At 40.7% G+C, this 16,646-nt stretch carries 12 protein-coding genes; 8 read left to right on the top strand and 4 right to left on the bottom strand.

Features of this window, described 5'->3' with window-relative positions; genetic code table 11:
* The first annotated feature begins 21 nt into the window (after window positions 1–21).
* On the top strand, window positions 22–1,968 hold the full coding sequence (locus ACFSKV_RS10575) for an amylosucrase (protein WP_380802333.1): 1,947 nt from the start codon (window positions 22–24) through the stop codon (window positions 1,966–1,968).
* A 225-nt stretch (window positions 1,969–2,193) separates the two neighbouring features.
* On the opposite strand, the gene ACFSKV_RS10580 is transcribed toward ACFSKV_RS10575, so the two are convergent.
* On the bottom strand, window positions 2,194–3,171 hold the full coding sequence (locus tag ACFSKV_RS10580; protein WP_380802335.1) for a sugar phosphate isomerase/epimerase family protein: 978 nt from the start codon (window positions 3,169–3,171) through the stop codon (window positions 2,194–2,196).
* Window positions 3,172–3,374: 203 nt separating this feature from the next.
* Between ACFSKV_RS10580 and ACFSKV_RS10585 the strand changes: the two genes are divergently transcribed.
* From ACFSKV_RS10585 to ACFSKV_RS10610, 6 genes are all read left to right on the top strand, one after another.
* Window positions 3,375–4,850: an acyl-CoA synthetase gene (locus ACFSKV_RS10585; RefSeq protein ID WP_380802337.1), complete on the top strand. Its 1,476-nt coding sequence runs from the start codon at window positions 3,375–3,377 to the stop codon at window positions 4,848–4,850.
* Between the two features lie 5 nt (window positions 4,851–4,855).
* Window positions 4,856–5,233, top strand: a complete 378-nt coding sequence (gene madL, locus ACFSKV_RS10590; RefSeq protein ID WP_380802340.1) for a malonate transporter subunit MadL — start codon at window positions 4,856–4,858, stop codon at window positions 5,231–5,233.
* On the top strand, window positions 5,217–5,975 hold the full coding sequence (madM, locus tag ACFSKV_RS10595; protein WP_380802343.1) for a malonate transporter subunit MadM: 759 nt from the start codon (window positions 5,217–5,219) through the stop codon (window positions 5,973–5,975). Before madL ends, madM begins: the two co-directional genes overlap by 17 nt.
* A gap of 134 nt (window positions 5,976–6,109) precedes the next feature.
* On the top strand, window positions 6,110–7,654 hold the full coding sequence (locus ACFSKV_RS10600) for a sulfatase (RefSeq protein WP_380802345.1): 1,545 nt from the start codon (window positions 6,110–6,112) through the stop codon (window positions 7,652–7,654).
* 44 nt (window positions 7,655–7,698) lie between these two features.
* A complete protein-coding gene (locus ACFSKV_RS10605) occupies window positions 7,699–9,072 on the top strand; it encodes an FAD-binding protein (protein ID WP_417774590.1) in 1,374 nt (457 codons plus the stop codon).
* Window positions 9,073–9,266: 194 nt separating this feature from the next.
* Window positions 9,267–11,615, top strand: coding sequence for a TonB-dependent receptor (locus tag ACFSKV_RS10610; protein WP_380803305.1), 2,349 nt, complete (start codon window positions 9,267–9,269; stop codon window positions 11,613–11,615).
* A 164-nt stretch (window positions 11,616–11,779) separates the two neighbouring features.
* Here ACFSKV_RS10610 and ACFSKV_RS10615 read toward each other — a convergent pair whose 3' ends face one another.
* Genes ACFSKV_RS10615 through ACFSKV_RS10625 form a run of 3 tightly spaced genes read right to left on the bottom strand, consistent with a single transcriptional unit; the run spans window position 11,780 to window position 14,494 of the window.
* Window positions 11,780–12,163 carry a 5-fold beta-flower protein gene (locus tag ACFSKV_RS10615; protein WP_380802350.1) on the bottom strand — a complete coding sequence of 128 codons (384 nt, stop codon included), beginning with the start codon at window positions 12,161–12,163 and terminating at the stop codon, window positions 11,780–11,782.
* 43 nt (window positions 12,164–12,206) lie between these two features.
* Window positions 12,207–13,493: a serine hydrolase domain-containing protein gene (locus ACFSKV_RS10620; protein ID WP_380802353.1), complete on the bottom strand. Its 1,287-nt coding sequence runs from the start codon at window positions 13,491–13,493 to the stop codon at window positions 12,207–12,209.
* A gap of 53 nt (window positions 13,494–13,546) precedes the next feature.
* The gene (locus ACFSKV_RS10625) at window positions 13,547–14,494 is read right to left on the bottom strand and encodes a nitrilase family protein (RefSeq protein WP_380802355.1); all 948 of its coding nucleotides are present in this window, start codon (window positions 14,492–14,494) and stop codon (window positions 13,547–13,549) included.
* Window positions 14,495–14,685: 191 nt separating this feature from the next.
* Here ACFSKV_RS10625 and ACFSKV_RS10630 point away from each other — a divergent pair, with 191 nt between their 5' ends.
* Window positions 14,686–16,467, top strand: coding sequence for a glycoside hydrolase family 9 protein (locus tag ACFSKV_RS10630; protein WP_380802357.1), 1,782 nt, complete (start codon window positions 14,686–14,688; stop codon window positions 16,465–16,467).
* Window positions 16,468–16,646 lie beyond the last annotated feature (179 nt).

Below are 16,646 nucleotides of genomic sequence, written 5' to 3' on the forward strand. Positions count from 1 at the left end.
AACCTACACGCTAATAACAATATGGTAAAGGACCATTCCCTTTCAGATTTTATCTTTCATATCATTGAAAAACATCAAATTCGATCCTATGATCCTGCCTTTTTGGAAAGGCTTAGAGAAAAACTGTCAACTATCAGTCAGTTATATTATCAGATTTATAGCACCCATCCCCATAAAGATGAAATGTTTGAAAAATTGGTGGTCACACTATTCCGCGCCAATAATGAAAGAAGCAATGGCCTGAAAAAAAGGGATGAGCAAAAGGCGAAGAAAGGACATTGGTTCTTAAGCAATGAAATAGTGGGTATGAGTCTTTATGTGGACAGATTTTCAGGAGGTCTTAAAAAGATGCCTTCAAAATTAAACTACCTGTCCAAGCTTGGGGTGAATTTTCTACACCTCATGCCACTGTTTCAAAGTCCTGAAGGTGAAAGTGATGGAGGATATGCAGTTTCTGATTTCAGAAAAATTGATGAACGATTCGGCACAATAGAAGACTTGAAGGGACTGATTGAAAACATGCAAAAGAAGGACATATACCTTATGTTGGACATTGTCCTCAATCATACCTCTCACCGTCATGAATGGGCCGAAAAAGCAAAAGCCGGAGATGCTTATTATCAGGATTTTTATTATATGTATGAAAACCGTTGGATTCCCAACCAATATGAGGAACATATGCCGGAAATATTTCCTGAATCTTCCCCAGGGAATTTCACATGGTCAGAAGCTTGCCAAAAATGGGTGATGACCGTGTTCCATGAATACCAATGGGACCTCAACTACATGAATCCCATGGTACTTAGGGAAATGATGGATAACATCTTATTTTATGCCAATTTAGGAGTAGATGTGTTACGGGTAGATGCACCTGCTTTTATTTGGAAACAAACCGGAACAACTTGTCAAAACCTTCCCCAAGTCCATACCTTGTTGCGGCTGATCAAGCAATGTGTAATGGTGGCAAGTCCTGGCATGGCCTTATTGGGAGAAGCCATTGTGGCTCCCAAAGAAATCATTAAGTACTTCGGCACAGGAGAATTTACTGCTCAGGAATGTGATTTTGCCTATAACGCGGTACAAATGGCGCTCCAATGGGACATGTTAGCAACAGGAGAAACGGATGTGATGATGGCTGCCCAGCATGAAATTTTGAAAAAACCGTTTGGTACATCCTGGATTACCTATACCCGATGCCATGATGATATTGGGCTTGGCTACGAAAACCATACCATCAAAGCTGCCGGAAAAGAGCCTTATAAACACAGGAAATATTTAATGGACTATTATTCAGGGAAATATCCGGAAAGTCCTGCTATGGGTAAGTTATTTTCCTCCAACCCAAAGACCGGTGATGCCCGTATCAGTGGCACCTTAGCTTCATTATGCGGTCTTGAAAAAGCTATCAAAGTAAATAATCCTGACCATATCGAAGAATCTATCCACAAAATTATTCTGATGCAGGCCAATTCCTTATTCATTGGCGGACTCCCCATTTTGTATTATGGTGACGAAGTGGGATACACCAATGATTACAGTTATGAAGAAGATCCCGGCAAGAGTTATGATAACCGGTGGATGCATAGACCGATTATCGATTGGAAAAAAATTAAGCTGTCCGATAAAACAGGAACCATAGAAAACAGGATTTTCACACAAACCCAAAAATTAATTCAAATCAGGAAGAAATTGCCGGTCATTGCTGATTTGAAGAATCTCACCTGGTCCTCCCCACAAAATAAGCATGTGGCGGTATTTATGAGGGACAAGGGAGATGAGCGTTTTTTTGGGGCATTCAATTACAGTAAATTCCAAACCCATTTGACCTGGTTTGCATTCAAAGAACATACCCTAGCTCCCAAAAGGTTGTTGGATCATTGGTCAGGTCAGGAATTTGAAGTAGGCCCAGACAATGAATTCCTTGAATTTCAACCGTACCAATTCTATTTGTTGGAAGTCTTGGAATAAACAATTAATGAAAAATGAAGGAAGCTTTTTGAACCACAATAGAAACAAAAGAAACACAAAAGGAAGAGATTAAAACCTTGTTTAATTCCCAAATGGTAAGCTCAAGTAAGGGATTTCTATTGTGAACTTTGTTTACTATTGTGGTTCGTTATTTTTTTAAAATCTTAAAGAGGCGCAAAATCTGTATTCTATACACTTTATTTTTTTTAATTTCCCCAGTTCAGGTTACACGATAGGTCCTACCCTCTCCAACAAGGCTTTGGTAGCTCTAATGCCTTCCACCTCAGAAAGGTTACTTCCTTCATATTCAATCCCTATATATCCCCTATATCCGGCATCTTTGACAATTTTCAGGATTTTTTCATAGTCAGTTTCAATACAATTGCCATTCTCATCAAAGTCATAGGTCTTGGCGCTAACCCCTTTGGCAAAAGGCATCATTTCAGCAGTACCGATATACCTGTCATACTCCTCAATACATTCTCCACCCCACTCAGATCCATCAGACCTTTTGATACAGAAGTTGGCGAAATCCGGTAAAGTTCCACAATTGTCCATTCCAGTACTTTGGATGACATTGGCCAGCCATTTACCATTGGAAGAATAGCTGCCATGATTTTCCACAATCACATTGATGTCGAATGGTTTGGCAAATTCACATAAGTTCCTCAAACCGTCAATGGCCGCTGTACCAACCTCTTCGGCAGTTCCCCTGCCAAAGGCATTGACACGGATGGAATGGCAACCCAAAAACTTGGCGGCTTCCACCCATTTTTTATGTTTTTCAACAGATTCCATTCTTGACTTAGCGTCCACGTCTCCTAAATATCCTTCACCGTCTACCATGATTAAAACACTTTTTACGCCATTATCCTCACATCTTTGTTTCATTTGGCCCAAGTAATCCATATCCTTTGCCTTATCCATGAAAAAAGCATTGACGTATTCCACTGCATCGATTCCAAATTCGTTTTTTGCGAAAGCGGCGAAATCCAAATTATCCAATTCTTTGGCAAATAGGGCTTTATGCAATGACCATTGGGCCAGGGAAATTTTAAAAAACATTTCTTTTGTGGCTTCTTCCACTACTGTTTGGGTGTTTGTTCCACCACAACTTTGCAATATAATTGGACTGATTGAAGCTCCAAAACCTAGAACACCAAGGTTTTTGACAAAAACTCTTCTGGTTTGATTTGAATTCATGTTTGAAGGATTAGGTGAATACATGATATGGACTTTAAATTTTGCTATAGTATTTGGCATTACCAAGAAAAAACAAAATCCGGGCCTCAAAACCGACACTTTTTTAAATAATTTTTTATTCCTAAGAAAAAATAAGATGCTGAATATTTGGTTTTAATTCATAATATTAAAACCAATTTCAACCCAAAATACCTTTCTCCCTTATGCTTAAAATTTTTGAAACAGCAGAGAACCTACCCGATAAAATAGCCATTGTTGATAAAGATAAATCCTATTCATATCAAACCCTGTTGACAAAGAGCAAGGCTGTGGCATCTTTTCTTTTGGATGGAGAAACTGATTTAAACCAAAATAGGGTTGCTTTTATGGTTTCACCAGGTTTTGATTATATCACTGTGCAATGGGGCATTTGGTTGGCCGGTGGAATTGCAGCGCCTTTATGCATTACCTATCCTTTTCCCTCCCTGAAATATGTCATTGAGGACACAGGGGCTACAATCATCATTGCAAGTCCTGAATATGAAGAAATCCTTTCACCCTATTTTTCGACAAGTGGAATCCGATTTATAAAAATCGGAAACTTTCCGGAATATGGATCATTTGAACTTCCTAAAGTAAGCAAAGACAGAGGCGCGATGATCCTGTATACCAGTGGGACCACGAGCTTACCTAAAGGAGTACTGACCACCCATGCAAATATTGAAGCACAGGTCAGCACTTTGGTAGAGGCATGGCAATGGAGTCAACAGGATTATACCTTATCCATCTTACCGCTACATCACGTTCATGGCATCATCAATGTAAATTCCTGCGCACTTTGGTCAGGCGCTACAGTGGAATTTTTACCCCAGTTTGACGCAACCGGAGTTTTTGAAATTTTCAAAAAGGGAAATGTCAATGTTTTTATGGCAGTTCCAACTGTTTATTTCAAGCTGATTGCGTATTTCGAAACATTATCTCTGATTGAACAAAAGGAGATTACCCAAATTCTTGAAAAATTCAGGTTGATGGTTTCAGGCTCTGCGGCATTACCTGTATCGGTCATGGAAAAATGGCACCAAATATCCGGTCATTACTTATTGGAGCGATATGGAATGACAGAAATTGGAATGGCCATCAGCAATCCTTATGAAGGAGAGAGAAGGGCAGGCCATATCGGTCAGCCTTTACCTGGTGTGGACATCAGGATTTGCAATGAATCTGATGAAGTCATCCCTTTTGACCAAGCTGGTGAAATTCAGGTTAAGGGTTCTAACGTTTTTAAAGAATACTGGGGAAAACAGGAGGCCACCCAAAAAGCATTCACCAAAGACGGTTGGTTCAAAACTGGAGATATTGCGGTAATGGAGAATGGTTATTTCAAAATTTTAGGACGTGATTCAGTCGATATTATCAAATCCGGAGGTTATAAAATTTCAGCTTTGGAAATTGAGGAAATATTGAGAACACATCCAAGTGTAAAAGACTGTGGGGTAATTGGAATTCCCAATGAGGAATGGGGTGAAATTGTTGCTGCAGCGGTAATCCCCTATGAGCATCTTGATCTGGAAAAACTAAATCATTGGATGAGAGAAAGATTGCCTGCCTATAAAACACCCAGAAAATATTTATCGGTCCATGACCTTCCCAGAAATGCCATGGGAAAAGTGACTAAAAATGAATTGAAAAAACTCTTTTAACATATATGAACATTTATGGAGTTGCTTTACTGGCTCTTTCCTACTTGCTCGGCCAATGGCTAGGTGAGGCACTGGGCTATTTTATTGGAATTAATGCCAATGTGGGCGGAGTGGGTTTCGCCATGATGATCCTGATGCTGCTGAAAGAATGGTTTATCAAAAACAATCGTCTGACCCACGAAATGGAGTCAGGAATGGACTTTTGGAGTAAACTCTATATACCTGTTGTCATCGCCATGGCAGCCAGTCTGAACGTAAAGTCTGCTGTTTCTGCAGGAACCTTGGCCCTTGCAGCAGGTTCTATTCCTGTTTTAGTTTGTTTTCTTGTTTTTCCCATCCTAGTCAAAAATTTCAGCCCAAAATCCAATGGAAATCCTTCTTGACCTGATTGAAAAAAACGGTTTGGTCTTTGGCTTTTTGGTCATAGGACTTCTGGTTCTTTTTTCAGATATCCTTTCCAAAAGAATATTTAAAGGGAGAATTCCCGGGTCTGCCATTGCTATTTTTCTGGGTTTGGTATTGGGCTATTTGGGAGGGGCATTCACTGGAGGAGAAAAAGGTATTTCGGATATTTCGATTTTCAAAGGTGTAGGATTCTTTGGTGGGGCCATGTTCCGGGACTTCACTATTGTGGCCACTGCAATGGGGGCAAGTTTTTTTCTGGTCAAAAGAGCAGGATTTCTAGGTATGGTTTCCTTATTATCAGGGATAGTTTTATTTTTTTTTATAGGTGTTCTCCTTGCTCTTGCTTGGGGCTATACTGATGTTGCCAGCATATGTACCATAGGGGCTGGGGCCTGCACGTATATTGTGGGTCCGGTTACAGGTGCAGCAATAGGCGCTTCTTCGGAGGTGATAGCCCTAAGCATTGCTACCGGTGTTGTGAAAACAATTGTAGTGACCATATTTACCCCCATTGTTGCCAAAAAAATACATTTGAACAGCCCGGAAGCGGCCATGGCCTATGGGGGACTGATGGGTACTTCCAGTGGAGTGGCTGCAGGATTAGCTGCCACCGATCCCAAACTCGTCCCTTATGGTGCAGTGACTGCAACTTTTTATACCGGATTGGGGTGCCTGCTTTGTCCTTCAGTATTTTACATCATTTTATCCATGATTTTCTAAAGCTATTTACCATAGCGGAAACTTCCTAAGGCATGACTTGCTCAGTTCCTTTTGCTTTGTAGTTCTGTTTTGTATTTTGTACCTGAAATCCAAAAGGATTAGTGGCTTATCTTGACTTTGAATATACTCTCAGTATGGAGAAAAATTATTATTGCCTTCTAATATTGAATATCCTCCTATTGACATTCTCCTGTTTCCCGAAAGAGGATGCTTTGGTCAAGCCAAATATTATTGTCTTCATAGTTGATGATATGGGTTGGCAGGACAGCTCCGTGCCTTTCTGGTCCAACACTACCGAGAAGAATAAGTTATACTATACCCCAAATATGGAAAGGCTTGCAGCAGAGGGTGTCAAATTTACACAAGCATATGCCCATGCGGTATGTTCTCCTTCAAGAACCAGTTTGATGACCGGCATGAATCCAGCCAGGCATAAAGTGACCAATTGGACCTTGCTAAAAGATGTTTCCCAGGATCATTCAGATGAAATCCTCGAATTCCCAGATTGGAATATTAACGGACTTCAACCTGTGGATAGCATCAATCATTCCGTTAGCGCAACCAGTTTGCCAAAGCTCCTTCAAGAAAATGGTTACCATACCATTCATGTCGGAAAGGCCCATTGGGGGGCAATGGGAACTCCGGGAGAAGACCCATTGAATTTGGGTTTTGATATAAATATTGCCGGGCATGCTGCAGGAGGACTTGGAAGCTTCCTGGGAGAGAAAAATTTCGGCAACAAGGAACCTGGAACACACACCAAACCCTGGGGTGTTCCAGGTTTGGAAAAATACCATGGGGACACAGTAAATCTCACTGACGTTCTTACCAAGGAAGCCATATTGGCCCTTGAAAGGGCAAAAGAAGTAGAAAAACCATTTTATCTTTATCTATCCCACTATACAGTCCATATTCCTTTGGAACCTGACCACCGTTTTTTCAAAAAATATAAGGAAATGGGTATGGAAGAGCCCGAGGCCAGGTATGCATCTATGGTTGAAGGAATGGACAAAAGTTTGGGAAATATCATGAATTATCTAAAAAACAACGACCTCGATAAAAACACCATTATTTTGTTTATGTCGGACAATGGAGGGTTAAGTGCCGAAGCCCGAGGAGGTAGACCCCATACCCATAATAGTCCCTTAAATAGTGGTAAAGGTTCAGCTTATGAAGGTGGGATTAGAGTCCCCATGATTGTAAAATGGCCCGGAGTAGTCGAAGGACCCCGTATTTCAAGCGAGTATGTAATCATTGATGATTTCTTTCCATCCATTTTGGAAATGGCCAATGTGCAAAACTTCCAAACAATTCAGGAAGTAGACGGCGTTAGTTTTGTACCGATATTAAAGGGGAAAAAGCTGAATTCTTCAGATGAAAGGGCTTTGGTGTGGCACTATCCCAATAAGTGGGGGCCTGAAGGTCCCGGCATCGGGGCAACGAGCACTATCAGAATGGGGGATTGGAAATTGGTTTACTGGTACAAAACCGGGGAGTTGGAATTATTCAATTTAGCAGATGATATTGGTGAAAGCCACAACCTTGCCTCAGCTCATCCCCAAAAAGTTAAAGAAATGGCAACTGCTTTGGGCCAATATTTAAGAAGTGTGAATGCAGACCGGCCTAAATTTTTGCTCACAGGAGAACCTTGCCCTTGGCCGGATGAAGGTTTCAATTGAATAATTAATAAATTAATACAATTCCGTCACTTGAATCTTACATCATGGATAAAAGAACATTTCTAAAAAACTCTTCATTACTGATTGGAGGAACTCTACTTAACTCTTGGACTTCCTGTTCACCAAAAAAACCTGATTCAATGGATCCGATATTCCTTAAAAACTGGGCCGAAAACCTGCAATACAATACTACCAATGTACATTATCCGGAAACTGTAGAAGAAGTACAGCAACTGATCAAAAAACTTTCCAAAATGAAAGCATTGGGATCAAGACATTCTTTCAATTCCATTGCTGACAATGATCAAAATCTAATCTCCACCCAAAAACTGAATAAAATTGTAGCCTTGGATAAGGAGCAATCAACAGTAACCGTGGAAGGAGGTATGAAATACGGAGAACTTTGTGAATACCTTCATGAAAACGGCTTTGCTTTACATAATCTCGCTTCTTTGCCCCATATTTCCATAGCGGGCTCTATTTCCACGGCAACCCATGGATCCGGTGTGGAAAATGGAAATTTGGCAAGCAGCGTTTCGGGAATTGAATTTATCAATGCGAAAGGGGAACTGATCCAATTGTCCAGAGAAGATGGGGATGTATTCAATGGCGCTGTAGTTGGACTGGGGGCCTTAGGTCTTGTCACAAAAGTTACCTTGGATCTTGTACCTACTTTTGAGGTGGCCCAAGTAGTTTACAGGAACTTACCAATGGAAGCATTGAAGGATAATTTCAACGCCATCATGTCTATGGGGTACAGTGTCAGTCTGTTTTTGGATTGGAAGACCAATCTCATCAATGAGGTCTGGGTCAAGAAAAAATTGCAGAAAGGAGAAACCCCTGACTTCCCAAAAGAACTTTTTGGTGCCCCTATGGCCTCTGAAAATGTACATCCGGTAGAATCCATATCGGCGGAAAGTTGTACCGAACAACTGGGAATTCCTGGGCCATGGTATGATAGGTTGCCCCATTTCAAAATGGAATTTCAGCCCAGTGCCGGCAAAGAGCTGCAATCCGAATACTTTATCCCATTCGCAAAAGCTTATGAAGCCCTGATGGCTGTGAATGAGATTGCTGATCAGATTAGTCCCCATTTGTTTATTTCAGAAATAAGAGCCATAAAAGGGGATAATTTATGGATGAGTACATGTTACCAACAAGACTCAGTAGCCATCCATACTACCTGGAAACAGGAAATCCCGGAAGTGATGGCATTATTACCTAAAATGGAACAGAAATTAGCCCCTTTCAACCCCAAACCTCATTGGGGGAAGCTATTTACAATTCCATATGAAACTTTGAATGAAAGGTACTCAAGGATGGATGATTTTAAAGGATTATTGGAGGTACATGATCCAAATGGAAAATTCCGAAATGATTTCATCAACAAAAATATTTATGGGTTAAAATCTGTATAAGTAGGTAAAAGAAGATTCGTTCCATCCATCAAAATCCATTACAGTCTTATATTTTTAAAACCTATCTTTCAGGAAGGATTGTTGGACAAATTGTTCATACAATTGATTCAACCTATTTAAACCCAGTAAAATTGCTTCTTTTTTCAATCTCCAGAAATTACCGAAGACCACTTCTGGTCTTGGGTTTATTTGCCATGATGGTTTTTAGCAATGGCCAACTTGTAGCCCAACAAGTAGGAAAGGGAAGTATTGTTGGAAAGGTAGTGGAGCAAAGTTCCTCATCCGCCCTGAATTTCGCCACAGTGGCCGTTTATGATAATCAAAACAACTTGGTTGAAGGAAGCATCACGGATGAAAATGGGGCTTTCAACCTGAGTGTGCCGTTTGGAGATTATTACCTTTTGGTTGAATTTATGGGTTTCGAACCTTATAAGAGTCCAATTTTTTCAATTTCAAGAGAAAATCCTAGACATATATTTGAAAACATATTGCTGAGCCCAAGTTTTGACAATTTGGAGGAAGTAATTGTACAGGGAGAAAAACCCTTGATGGAACTTGCCCTGGATAAAAGGGTATTTAATGTAGGTGAAGACCTGGCCAATGCCGGCCGGACTACTTCTGACCTTTTGATGAACCTCCCCTCAGTAACTGTGGATACCCAAGGGAATGTCCGGCTAAGGGGATCTGATAATGTCAGGATTTTAGTGGATGGGAAACCTTCGGGCCTTGTTAGCTTTAAAGGTAGCAGAGGTTTACAGCAATTGCCTGCAAGCATGGTAGAGCGGGTAGAGATCATCACCAATCCATCTGCAAGGTATGAGGCGGAAGGTATGGCCGGTGTGATCAATATCATCCTAAAAAAGGAAAACAATAGCGGATTTAACGGTTCCTTTGAAGTTATTGCCGGAACACCTACCAACCTTGGGTTGGCGGCCAATCTGAACTATAGACATAAAAAAATAAACTGGTTCATTAACTATGGCATTGCCAAAAGAAAGGTTCCTAGGATTGGCACTTTATACCAAGAGGCATTTGGAGGTGACACCCTTTTTATTTCTGACCAATCCACAGAAGGGGTTGTCAATTCAATTGATAATAATGTCAGGGCAGGTTTGGATTATTTTTTCAATGAAAACAGCATTCTGACCGGCTCTTATTCCCTGAGAAGAAGTGATGCCCATAGGATTACCGACATCAGGTACGATGATTTTATTTTTAACATGGACAACATGCAGAGTTATTCTTTGCGAAGGCAGGATGAAACTGAAAAAGAACCCAATTCAGAAATCCTACTTACCTATAAACGGACCTTTGATCAAAAAGGACATGAACTTACCACGGTTTTGACCTATTTGGATTACTGGGAAAACTCTGATCAGTTATTTACTGAATCTACTTATTCACCGGAAGGGGTATTGATTCCCTCACGGTCATTGGTGCAAACCTCCATCAATGATGAATTTGAAAAGCAATACCTGTTCCAGATAGACTATACCAAACCCATTGGGAACGAAGGAAAATTGGAAACGGGGATCCGAAGCAGCTTCCGGGATATGGAAAATGATTTCATTGTGGAAGAACAAAACGAACAGGGCGATTTTGAACCCATTCCAGGATTGGACAACATTTTCCTATACAGGGAAAACATCCATGCGCTCTATGGCATTTTGGGAAACAAAACCAAGAAACTGAGCTATCAGGGTGGATTGAGAACAGAATGGACAGATATCAAAACCACTTTGGTGAAAACCAACGAAGAAAACCCAAGAAATTATGTCAACCTATTCCCAAGTGCTCATGTAACTTATAATTTCACAGAGGAAAATGGTCTGCAGCTCAGTTATAGCAAAAGGGTAAGAAGGCCTTTTTACAATGATTTAAGTCCATTTGTAACTTTCTCAGATGCAAGAAATTTTTTCAGCGGCAACCCGGATCTTGAACCCGAATTCACTGACGCATTCGAATTGGGTCATATAAAATATTTTGAAAAAGGCACCCTGTTTTCTACAGTATTCTACAGAAATACAGTGGACAAAATCGAAAGGATCAGAACGGTGGACAATGAAGGAAATGCCACGACCCTACCGGAAAACCTGAATGGGGAACAATCCTTTGGGCTTGAGTTTACCACAGATTATGTCCTTTTCCCTTGGTGGAAAATTGACGTCAACCTCAACTTTTTTTATGCCAATATTGATGGAAGTAATATTCAAACCGATTTCACTGCTACCACCTATTCCTGGAATGCGAGACAGAACTCCCGTTTTTCTTTTGGAAATGGAATAATTGCCCAAGTCAGGGCCAATTATCAGGCCAGGCAACAAATCGCCCAAGGTGTCCGAAAGGGAATATTTTTTATGGATCTCTCAGCCAGTAAGGATATTTTAAAAAAGAGAGGAACTCTAGTATTGAACATCACCGATATCTTCAACTCCAGATGGGACAGGTATATTCTGGAAGGGGAAGGATTTATCACCTATGGGGATTTTCAGAATGTAAGACGACAGATCAATTTGAGTTTGAACTATAGGATTAAGCAGTAATCTATTTTTTTCCAGATTGCTGATATGATTGAAATTAAGCCTATTTGTTAAACTATGCGGATATTTATGGATAATGGATATATATCGATATTTTTCTTTCCAAATCACGGATTAGAAAAATTCAATTTTTCAATATCGAGCTGGATTGGAAGAGTTGCAAATAATCATTTAAAAAAGAAAAAGAAGAACAGTGCAGCATCAGAGATTTTCATGCCCTCAGCATATCCAATAGTTCTTCTTGTTCCGTCCATAATCCTTCCATCCTCCACAAAACCGATGGTTTTTCTGGATCCATCCATTATACGGCCATCTTCGATAAACCCGATTGTTCTCCTAGAAGCATCCATGACCCTTCTATCCTCCAAAAATCCTATCGTCCTTCTTGAGCCATCCATGATTCTATTGTTGTCAATAAAACCAATCGTTGCTCTAGACCCATTAAGAACCCTTCCTTTTTCGATATAGCCTATTGTTCTCCTCGATCCATCCATTAACCTTTGGGGATATGCAGATATGGAAAAAAGAATTAGAAAAATTAATAAATACATTTTCATGGGTACTTTTACTTAGGGGACGATTAAAGTTATTCCTTTAATCGTCCAATAGGGTAAATACCATCTGTCTGAATTTCCAACCTGTTTGATCACCTGAGGTTTGACTGGTTTGTTTCATCAGGATGCCAATAATCTTTTCTTTTGGATCCGCGAAATACTGCGTATTGAAATAGCCTCCCCAATCAAAGGTTCCTTCGCTGCCAATTCCTCCTTCGGCAACACCATTTTCGGTCACTACCCCAAAGGCCAATCCATAATGTTTGGCTCCATTCCAAAGATCCCCGACCTGGTTTTTCATCATGGTTTCAATCGTGCTGCGACTCAGTATCCGTACCCCGTTCAGTTCTCCGCCATTCAGGTACATCTGCAGGAAAGTGGCATAATCTTTTGCTGTACTGGATAGACCTGCCCCTCCGGAAAAGAATCTTTTGGCTCCTGTAATGGGATATTGAGGGTCATAGAAAGTGACCGGGAAATTTTCCCATTTTCCATCCACTTTTCGCTGGACTTTTACCAATCTACTGGATTTGTCATCAGGAAGGTAAAACCAGGTATCATTCATACCTAAGGGATCAAAAAATCTAGTCCTTAGAAATTGGTCAAAAGGCATCCCCGACACGATTTCTATCAAATACCCCAACACATCCAATCCTTCAGAATAGGTATATTTTTCTCCTGGATGGTGATGCAAAGGTAATTTGGCCAGTTTTTTAATATTGTCTCCTATGCTGATATTTTCCGTAGTATAGAGATCAATAATGCCTGCCTTTTGGTAGATCATCTTCATCTTTTCATCCCCGTCAATAACACCATAGCCCAATCCCGAAGTATGGGTCAACAAATGCCTGATGGTAATTTCTTTGTTTGCAGAAATGGTAGTATAAGATGTGTCAGCATACCTGAAATTCTGAAGTACCTGTGGATTTTTGAATTCAGGAATATACTTCGAAATGGGATCATCCAATCTGAATTTCCCTTCTTCCCATAGCATCATAACAGCAGTGGAAGTTATGGCTTTGGTTTGTGAAGCAATCCGGAAAATGGCATCTTTATCCATGGCTTTTCCCGAGGATGCATCAGCAGAACCTTTGGCAGTATGGTAAACGATTTTCCCGTTTCTGGCCACCAAGGCCACCAAACCTGGGTTTTCCCCATTTTTTATGGACTCTTCCAACATGGCATCCAGCTTTTTCAACCTATCCGGTGATATTCCCACACTTTGTGGTTGCCCTTCTGAAAGAGGAGGGGATTTCTTGAGGGAGGGTGTTTGGGCAAATCCTAAATTTGCCGTAAAAATGAAGAAAATAATGAGGATTTTTTTCATAAGGGCCTTTTTGTTTGAATTTATTTAATTTTCATAAGATTTAATAAATTATTTCATCCTTTCAGCCAAGCAACTTTTTGTTCCGATTGATGCGGCTCTCCAATAATGTCCTTATACAAATCCGGCCGTCTTGCTTTGATATAACGGCTTCCTCCGGCATCGGCAAGCTTGGAAGGATAAAGAGTGCTTGTCACAAAAGAATCATCAAAACTTCTGCACTCCGCCAGAATATCTCCAAAAGGATCAATGATCATGGAACAGCCGTTTTTGAGCTGGTCATCATCCATGCCGATTGGATTTGAAAATATAGCATAAATGGCATTGTCATAAGCCCTGGCTGGCAGCCATTTTATCAACCAATCCCTTCCTTTCATGCCATCAAACTCCAGACGAAGGGAGGTTGGATCCTGATCTCTGTTTTCCCAAAGTTTGGGATCCACAAAACCCGCCCCAGGTCTACTTGAAGGTGTGCACATGGTCACATGGGGCATAAAAATGATGTCGGCTCCAAGGAGTTTGGTGGCACGGACATTTTCAATGATATTGTTATCGTAGCATATTAAAATCCCACATTTCCATCCAAAAAGCTCAAATAAACAATAGGCATTGCCGGGTAGAATATTGGGATTGATAAAAGGATGGAGTTTTCTGTATTTGGCTATCAGACCGTCTTTACCTACACAGACATAGGCTTTAAAAATTTGGTCTGCCTCATCTTTTTCAAACAAACCTGCAAGAATGACTATGTCATATTTCCTGGATATGGCGATCAATCTTTGGATGCTTTCCCCATCAGGAATGGGTTCAGAAATGGCCAGTAATTCTTCTCGGGACAGTTTCCTGGCAAAAGTATAGCCCGTAATGGAACACTCATGAAAGGCGATTACCTGAGATCCTTCTGCGGCAGCTTGGGCAGCTAACTTCTCAATGACCGATAGGTTGTAACCTTTGTCTCCGCTTTTATTTTCGAACTGTGCAGTAGAAACTTTGATGGGTTGCATAGGTGAAAGTTTATTATTTCCAAGATATGGAAAGAGAGGGAGGAAGAAAAGTGGAAATGAAGGCAATGGTGAAAATCCAACATTGACCAATCTTAATAAAGGATGCTATTCTGTCATTTTTTGGAATAGATAAACCTTATTTTTGATTAAATTCAGGAAATTCTAAAAGTAACCCTCAATTCATCCAGCCTATGTTTACCAAATTGTGCATTCTGATTTTATTTATATCAGGATCCTTCCAAAATCAAGAAGAAACAGACATCCAAATACGCATCAATCAACTCGGATACCTCACAGAAGATTCGAAGGTGGCGATTGTATTCAGCAAAACACCCATTCGGGAAAACTTTCAGTTGGTCAATAAGGAAACCGGAAAAGTCAGCCAGGAAATTAAAGCCACTCCCTTGAAAAAAAATGAATGGGGAGGTTTTAAATATAGTGAGGTAGATTTTAGCCAGGTAAAAGAAACGGGACATTTCTTCATCAGGGGAAAAAAATCAGGGGCAGAATCCAGTGTTTTCAGAATAGGAAGTGATGCCTTTGGAAATCATCAGGAAACTTTGTTGGAATTCATGCGGCAGCAGCGCTGTGGATACAATCCCACTTTGGATATGGTCTGCCATGAGAAAGACGGGAGAACTTTCTACGGACCAATGCCTGATAGTACCTATGTTGATTTAAGTGGGGGATGGCATGATGCCGGAGATCAATTGAAATACCTCATTACTTCCAGTTATGCCACTGCCCATATGCTAATGGCCTATGAGATATATCCTGACCGTTTTGAGGATAAGGTCAATGCCCTGGGGCAACCTTGGCCCAATGGGATTCCCGATGTGTTGGATGAAGCCAAATGGGGACTGGATTGGATACATAAAATGCATCCTGCACCGGATCAGCTTTTCCATCAGGTGGCAGATGACAGGGATCATAGAGGATTCAAAATCCCTAATAAAGACAACGCCGATTATGGATGGGGGGCAAACCAATACCGGGCAGCCTATTTTGCTACTGGAAAACCCCAAGGTCTGATGAAATACCAAAGTGAAGCTACAGGGGTTGCTAACCTTGCAGGAAGAAGTGCTGCAGCCATGGCCTTGGCCGCCAGGATTTGGGAAAAGGATCTCAAAGACCCTGCATTTGCCGAAAAGTGTAAAAGAGCTGCGATTTCACTCTATCAATTGGGTAGGGAGAAAGAAGGTTATCAGCAAGGTAATTCCTTCGGAGCCCCATACCGCTACAATGAAGAAACATGGGCAGATGATATGGAATGGGCTGCTGCCGAACTGTACAAACTGACCAAAGAAAACAGCTACCTGGAACAGGCCAAAACCTATGCTTTGAAAACCAATACAGCGGATAGTTGGACGGTGAGGGATTCTGCTGCCCATTACCAATTGTATCCATTTATCAATATGGGACATTATTCACTGCACGAAGTAGCGGATGCTGATTTCAAAAAAACCTTGGAGGGCTACTATTTGGAAGGTATTCAATACACCTTAAACAGGGCAAATAAAAATCCTTTTCATATTGGTATCCCTTTTATTTGGTGCAGCAACAACCTCCTCACCAGTTTGGTCACCCAGGTAATCCTTTATGAAAAAATGACCGGCGATAAGCAATTTGAACCCTTTATGGCTGCTCAAAGGGATTGGTTATTCGGTAGAAATCCATGGGGAACTTCCATGGTTACGGGCATACCAGAAGGTGGGGAGTATCCGGTGGAAGTCCATACTGCACCCTTTGTTTTGCTTGATATGGAGGTACCCGGCGGCTTGGTGGATGGTCCTGTCTTTACCTCTATCTACAATAACCTGTTGGGGTTGACCTTGCTCAAACCGGATAAATTTGCTGCCTTTCAAAATGAGCATGTGGTCTATCATGATGATGTGGGTGATTACAGCACCAATGAACCTACTATGGATGGTACAGCTGGATCTATATTAATGATGACGCATTTTAGTAGGTAAAAATTATAAATTACAAAGTCCAAATTACAAATTCCAGCCCAAACCCTTGAAATTCATAAATTAGCAAGTAACAATTTCATTAATTATTCATAGAATCTCTATACACATAACACCATGATATTGGAGATAAGGTTAAGGTCTGACCCTTGTAAATTGGATATTTGTAATTGAAAATTAGT

The sequence above is a fragment of the Shivajiella indica genome (assembly GCF_042683085.1).
Classification (GTDB): domain Bacteria; phylum Bacteroidota; class Bacteroidia; order Cytophagales; family Cyclobacteriaceae; genus Shivajiella; species Shivajiella indica.

What these genes read in the sequence shown, in the direction of transcription:
- ACFSKV_RS10630 (WP_380802357.1), top strand. Translation starts at nt 14,686, where the DNA reads ATGTTTACCAAATTGTGCATTCTGATTTTATTTATATCAGGATCCTTC.
- ACFSKV_RS10620 (WP_380802353.1), bottom strand. Translation starts at nt 13,493, where the DNA reads ATGAAAAAAATCCTCATTATTTTCTTCATTTTTACGGCAAATTTAGGA.
- madL (WP_380802340.1), top strand. Translation starts at nt 4,856, where the DNA reads ATGAACATTTATGGAGTTGCTTTACTGGCTCTTTCCTACTTGCTCGGC.
- ACFSKV_RS10585 (WP_380802337.1), top strand. Translation starts at nt 3,375, where the DNA reads ATGCTTAAAATTTTTGAAACAGCAGAGAACCTACCCGATAAAATAGCC.
- ACFSKV_RS10580 (WP_380802335.1), bottom strand. Translation starts at nt 3,171, where the DNA reads ATGAATTCAAATCAAACCAGAAGAGTTTTTGTCAAAAACCTTGGTGTT.
- ACFSKV_RS10605 (WP_417774590.1), top strand. Translation starts at nt 7,699, where the DNA reads ATGGATAAAAGAACATTTCTAAAAAACTCTTCATTACTGATTGGAGGA.
- ACFSKV_RS10625 (WP_380802355.1), bottom strand. Translation starts at nt 14,494, where the DNA reads ATGCAACCCATCAAAGTTTCTACTGCACAGTTCGAAAATAAAAGCGGA.
- madM (WP_380802343.1), top strand. Translation starts at nt 5,217, where the DNA reads ATGGAAATCCTTCTTGACCTGATTGAAAAAAACGGTTTGGTCTTTGGC.
- ACFSKV_RS10575 (WP_380802333.1), top strand. Translation starts at nt 22, where the DNA reads ATGGTAAAGGACCATTCCCTTTCAGATTTTATCTTTCATATCATTGAA.
- ACFSKV_RS10600 (WP_380802345.1), top strand. Translation starts at nt 6,110, where the DNA reads ATGGAGAAAAATTATTATTGCCTTCTAATATTGAATATCCTCCTATTG.
- ACFSKV_RS10610 (WP_380803305.1), top strand. Translation starts at nt 9,267, where the DNA reads ATGATGGTTTTTAGCAATGGCCAACTTGTAGCCCAACAAGTAGGAAAG.
- ACFSKV_RS10615 (WP_380802350.1), bottom strand. Translation starts at nt 12,163, where the DNA reads ATGTATTTATTAATTTTTCTAATTCTTTTTTCCATATCTGCATATCCC.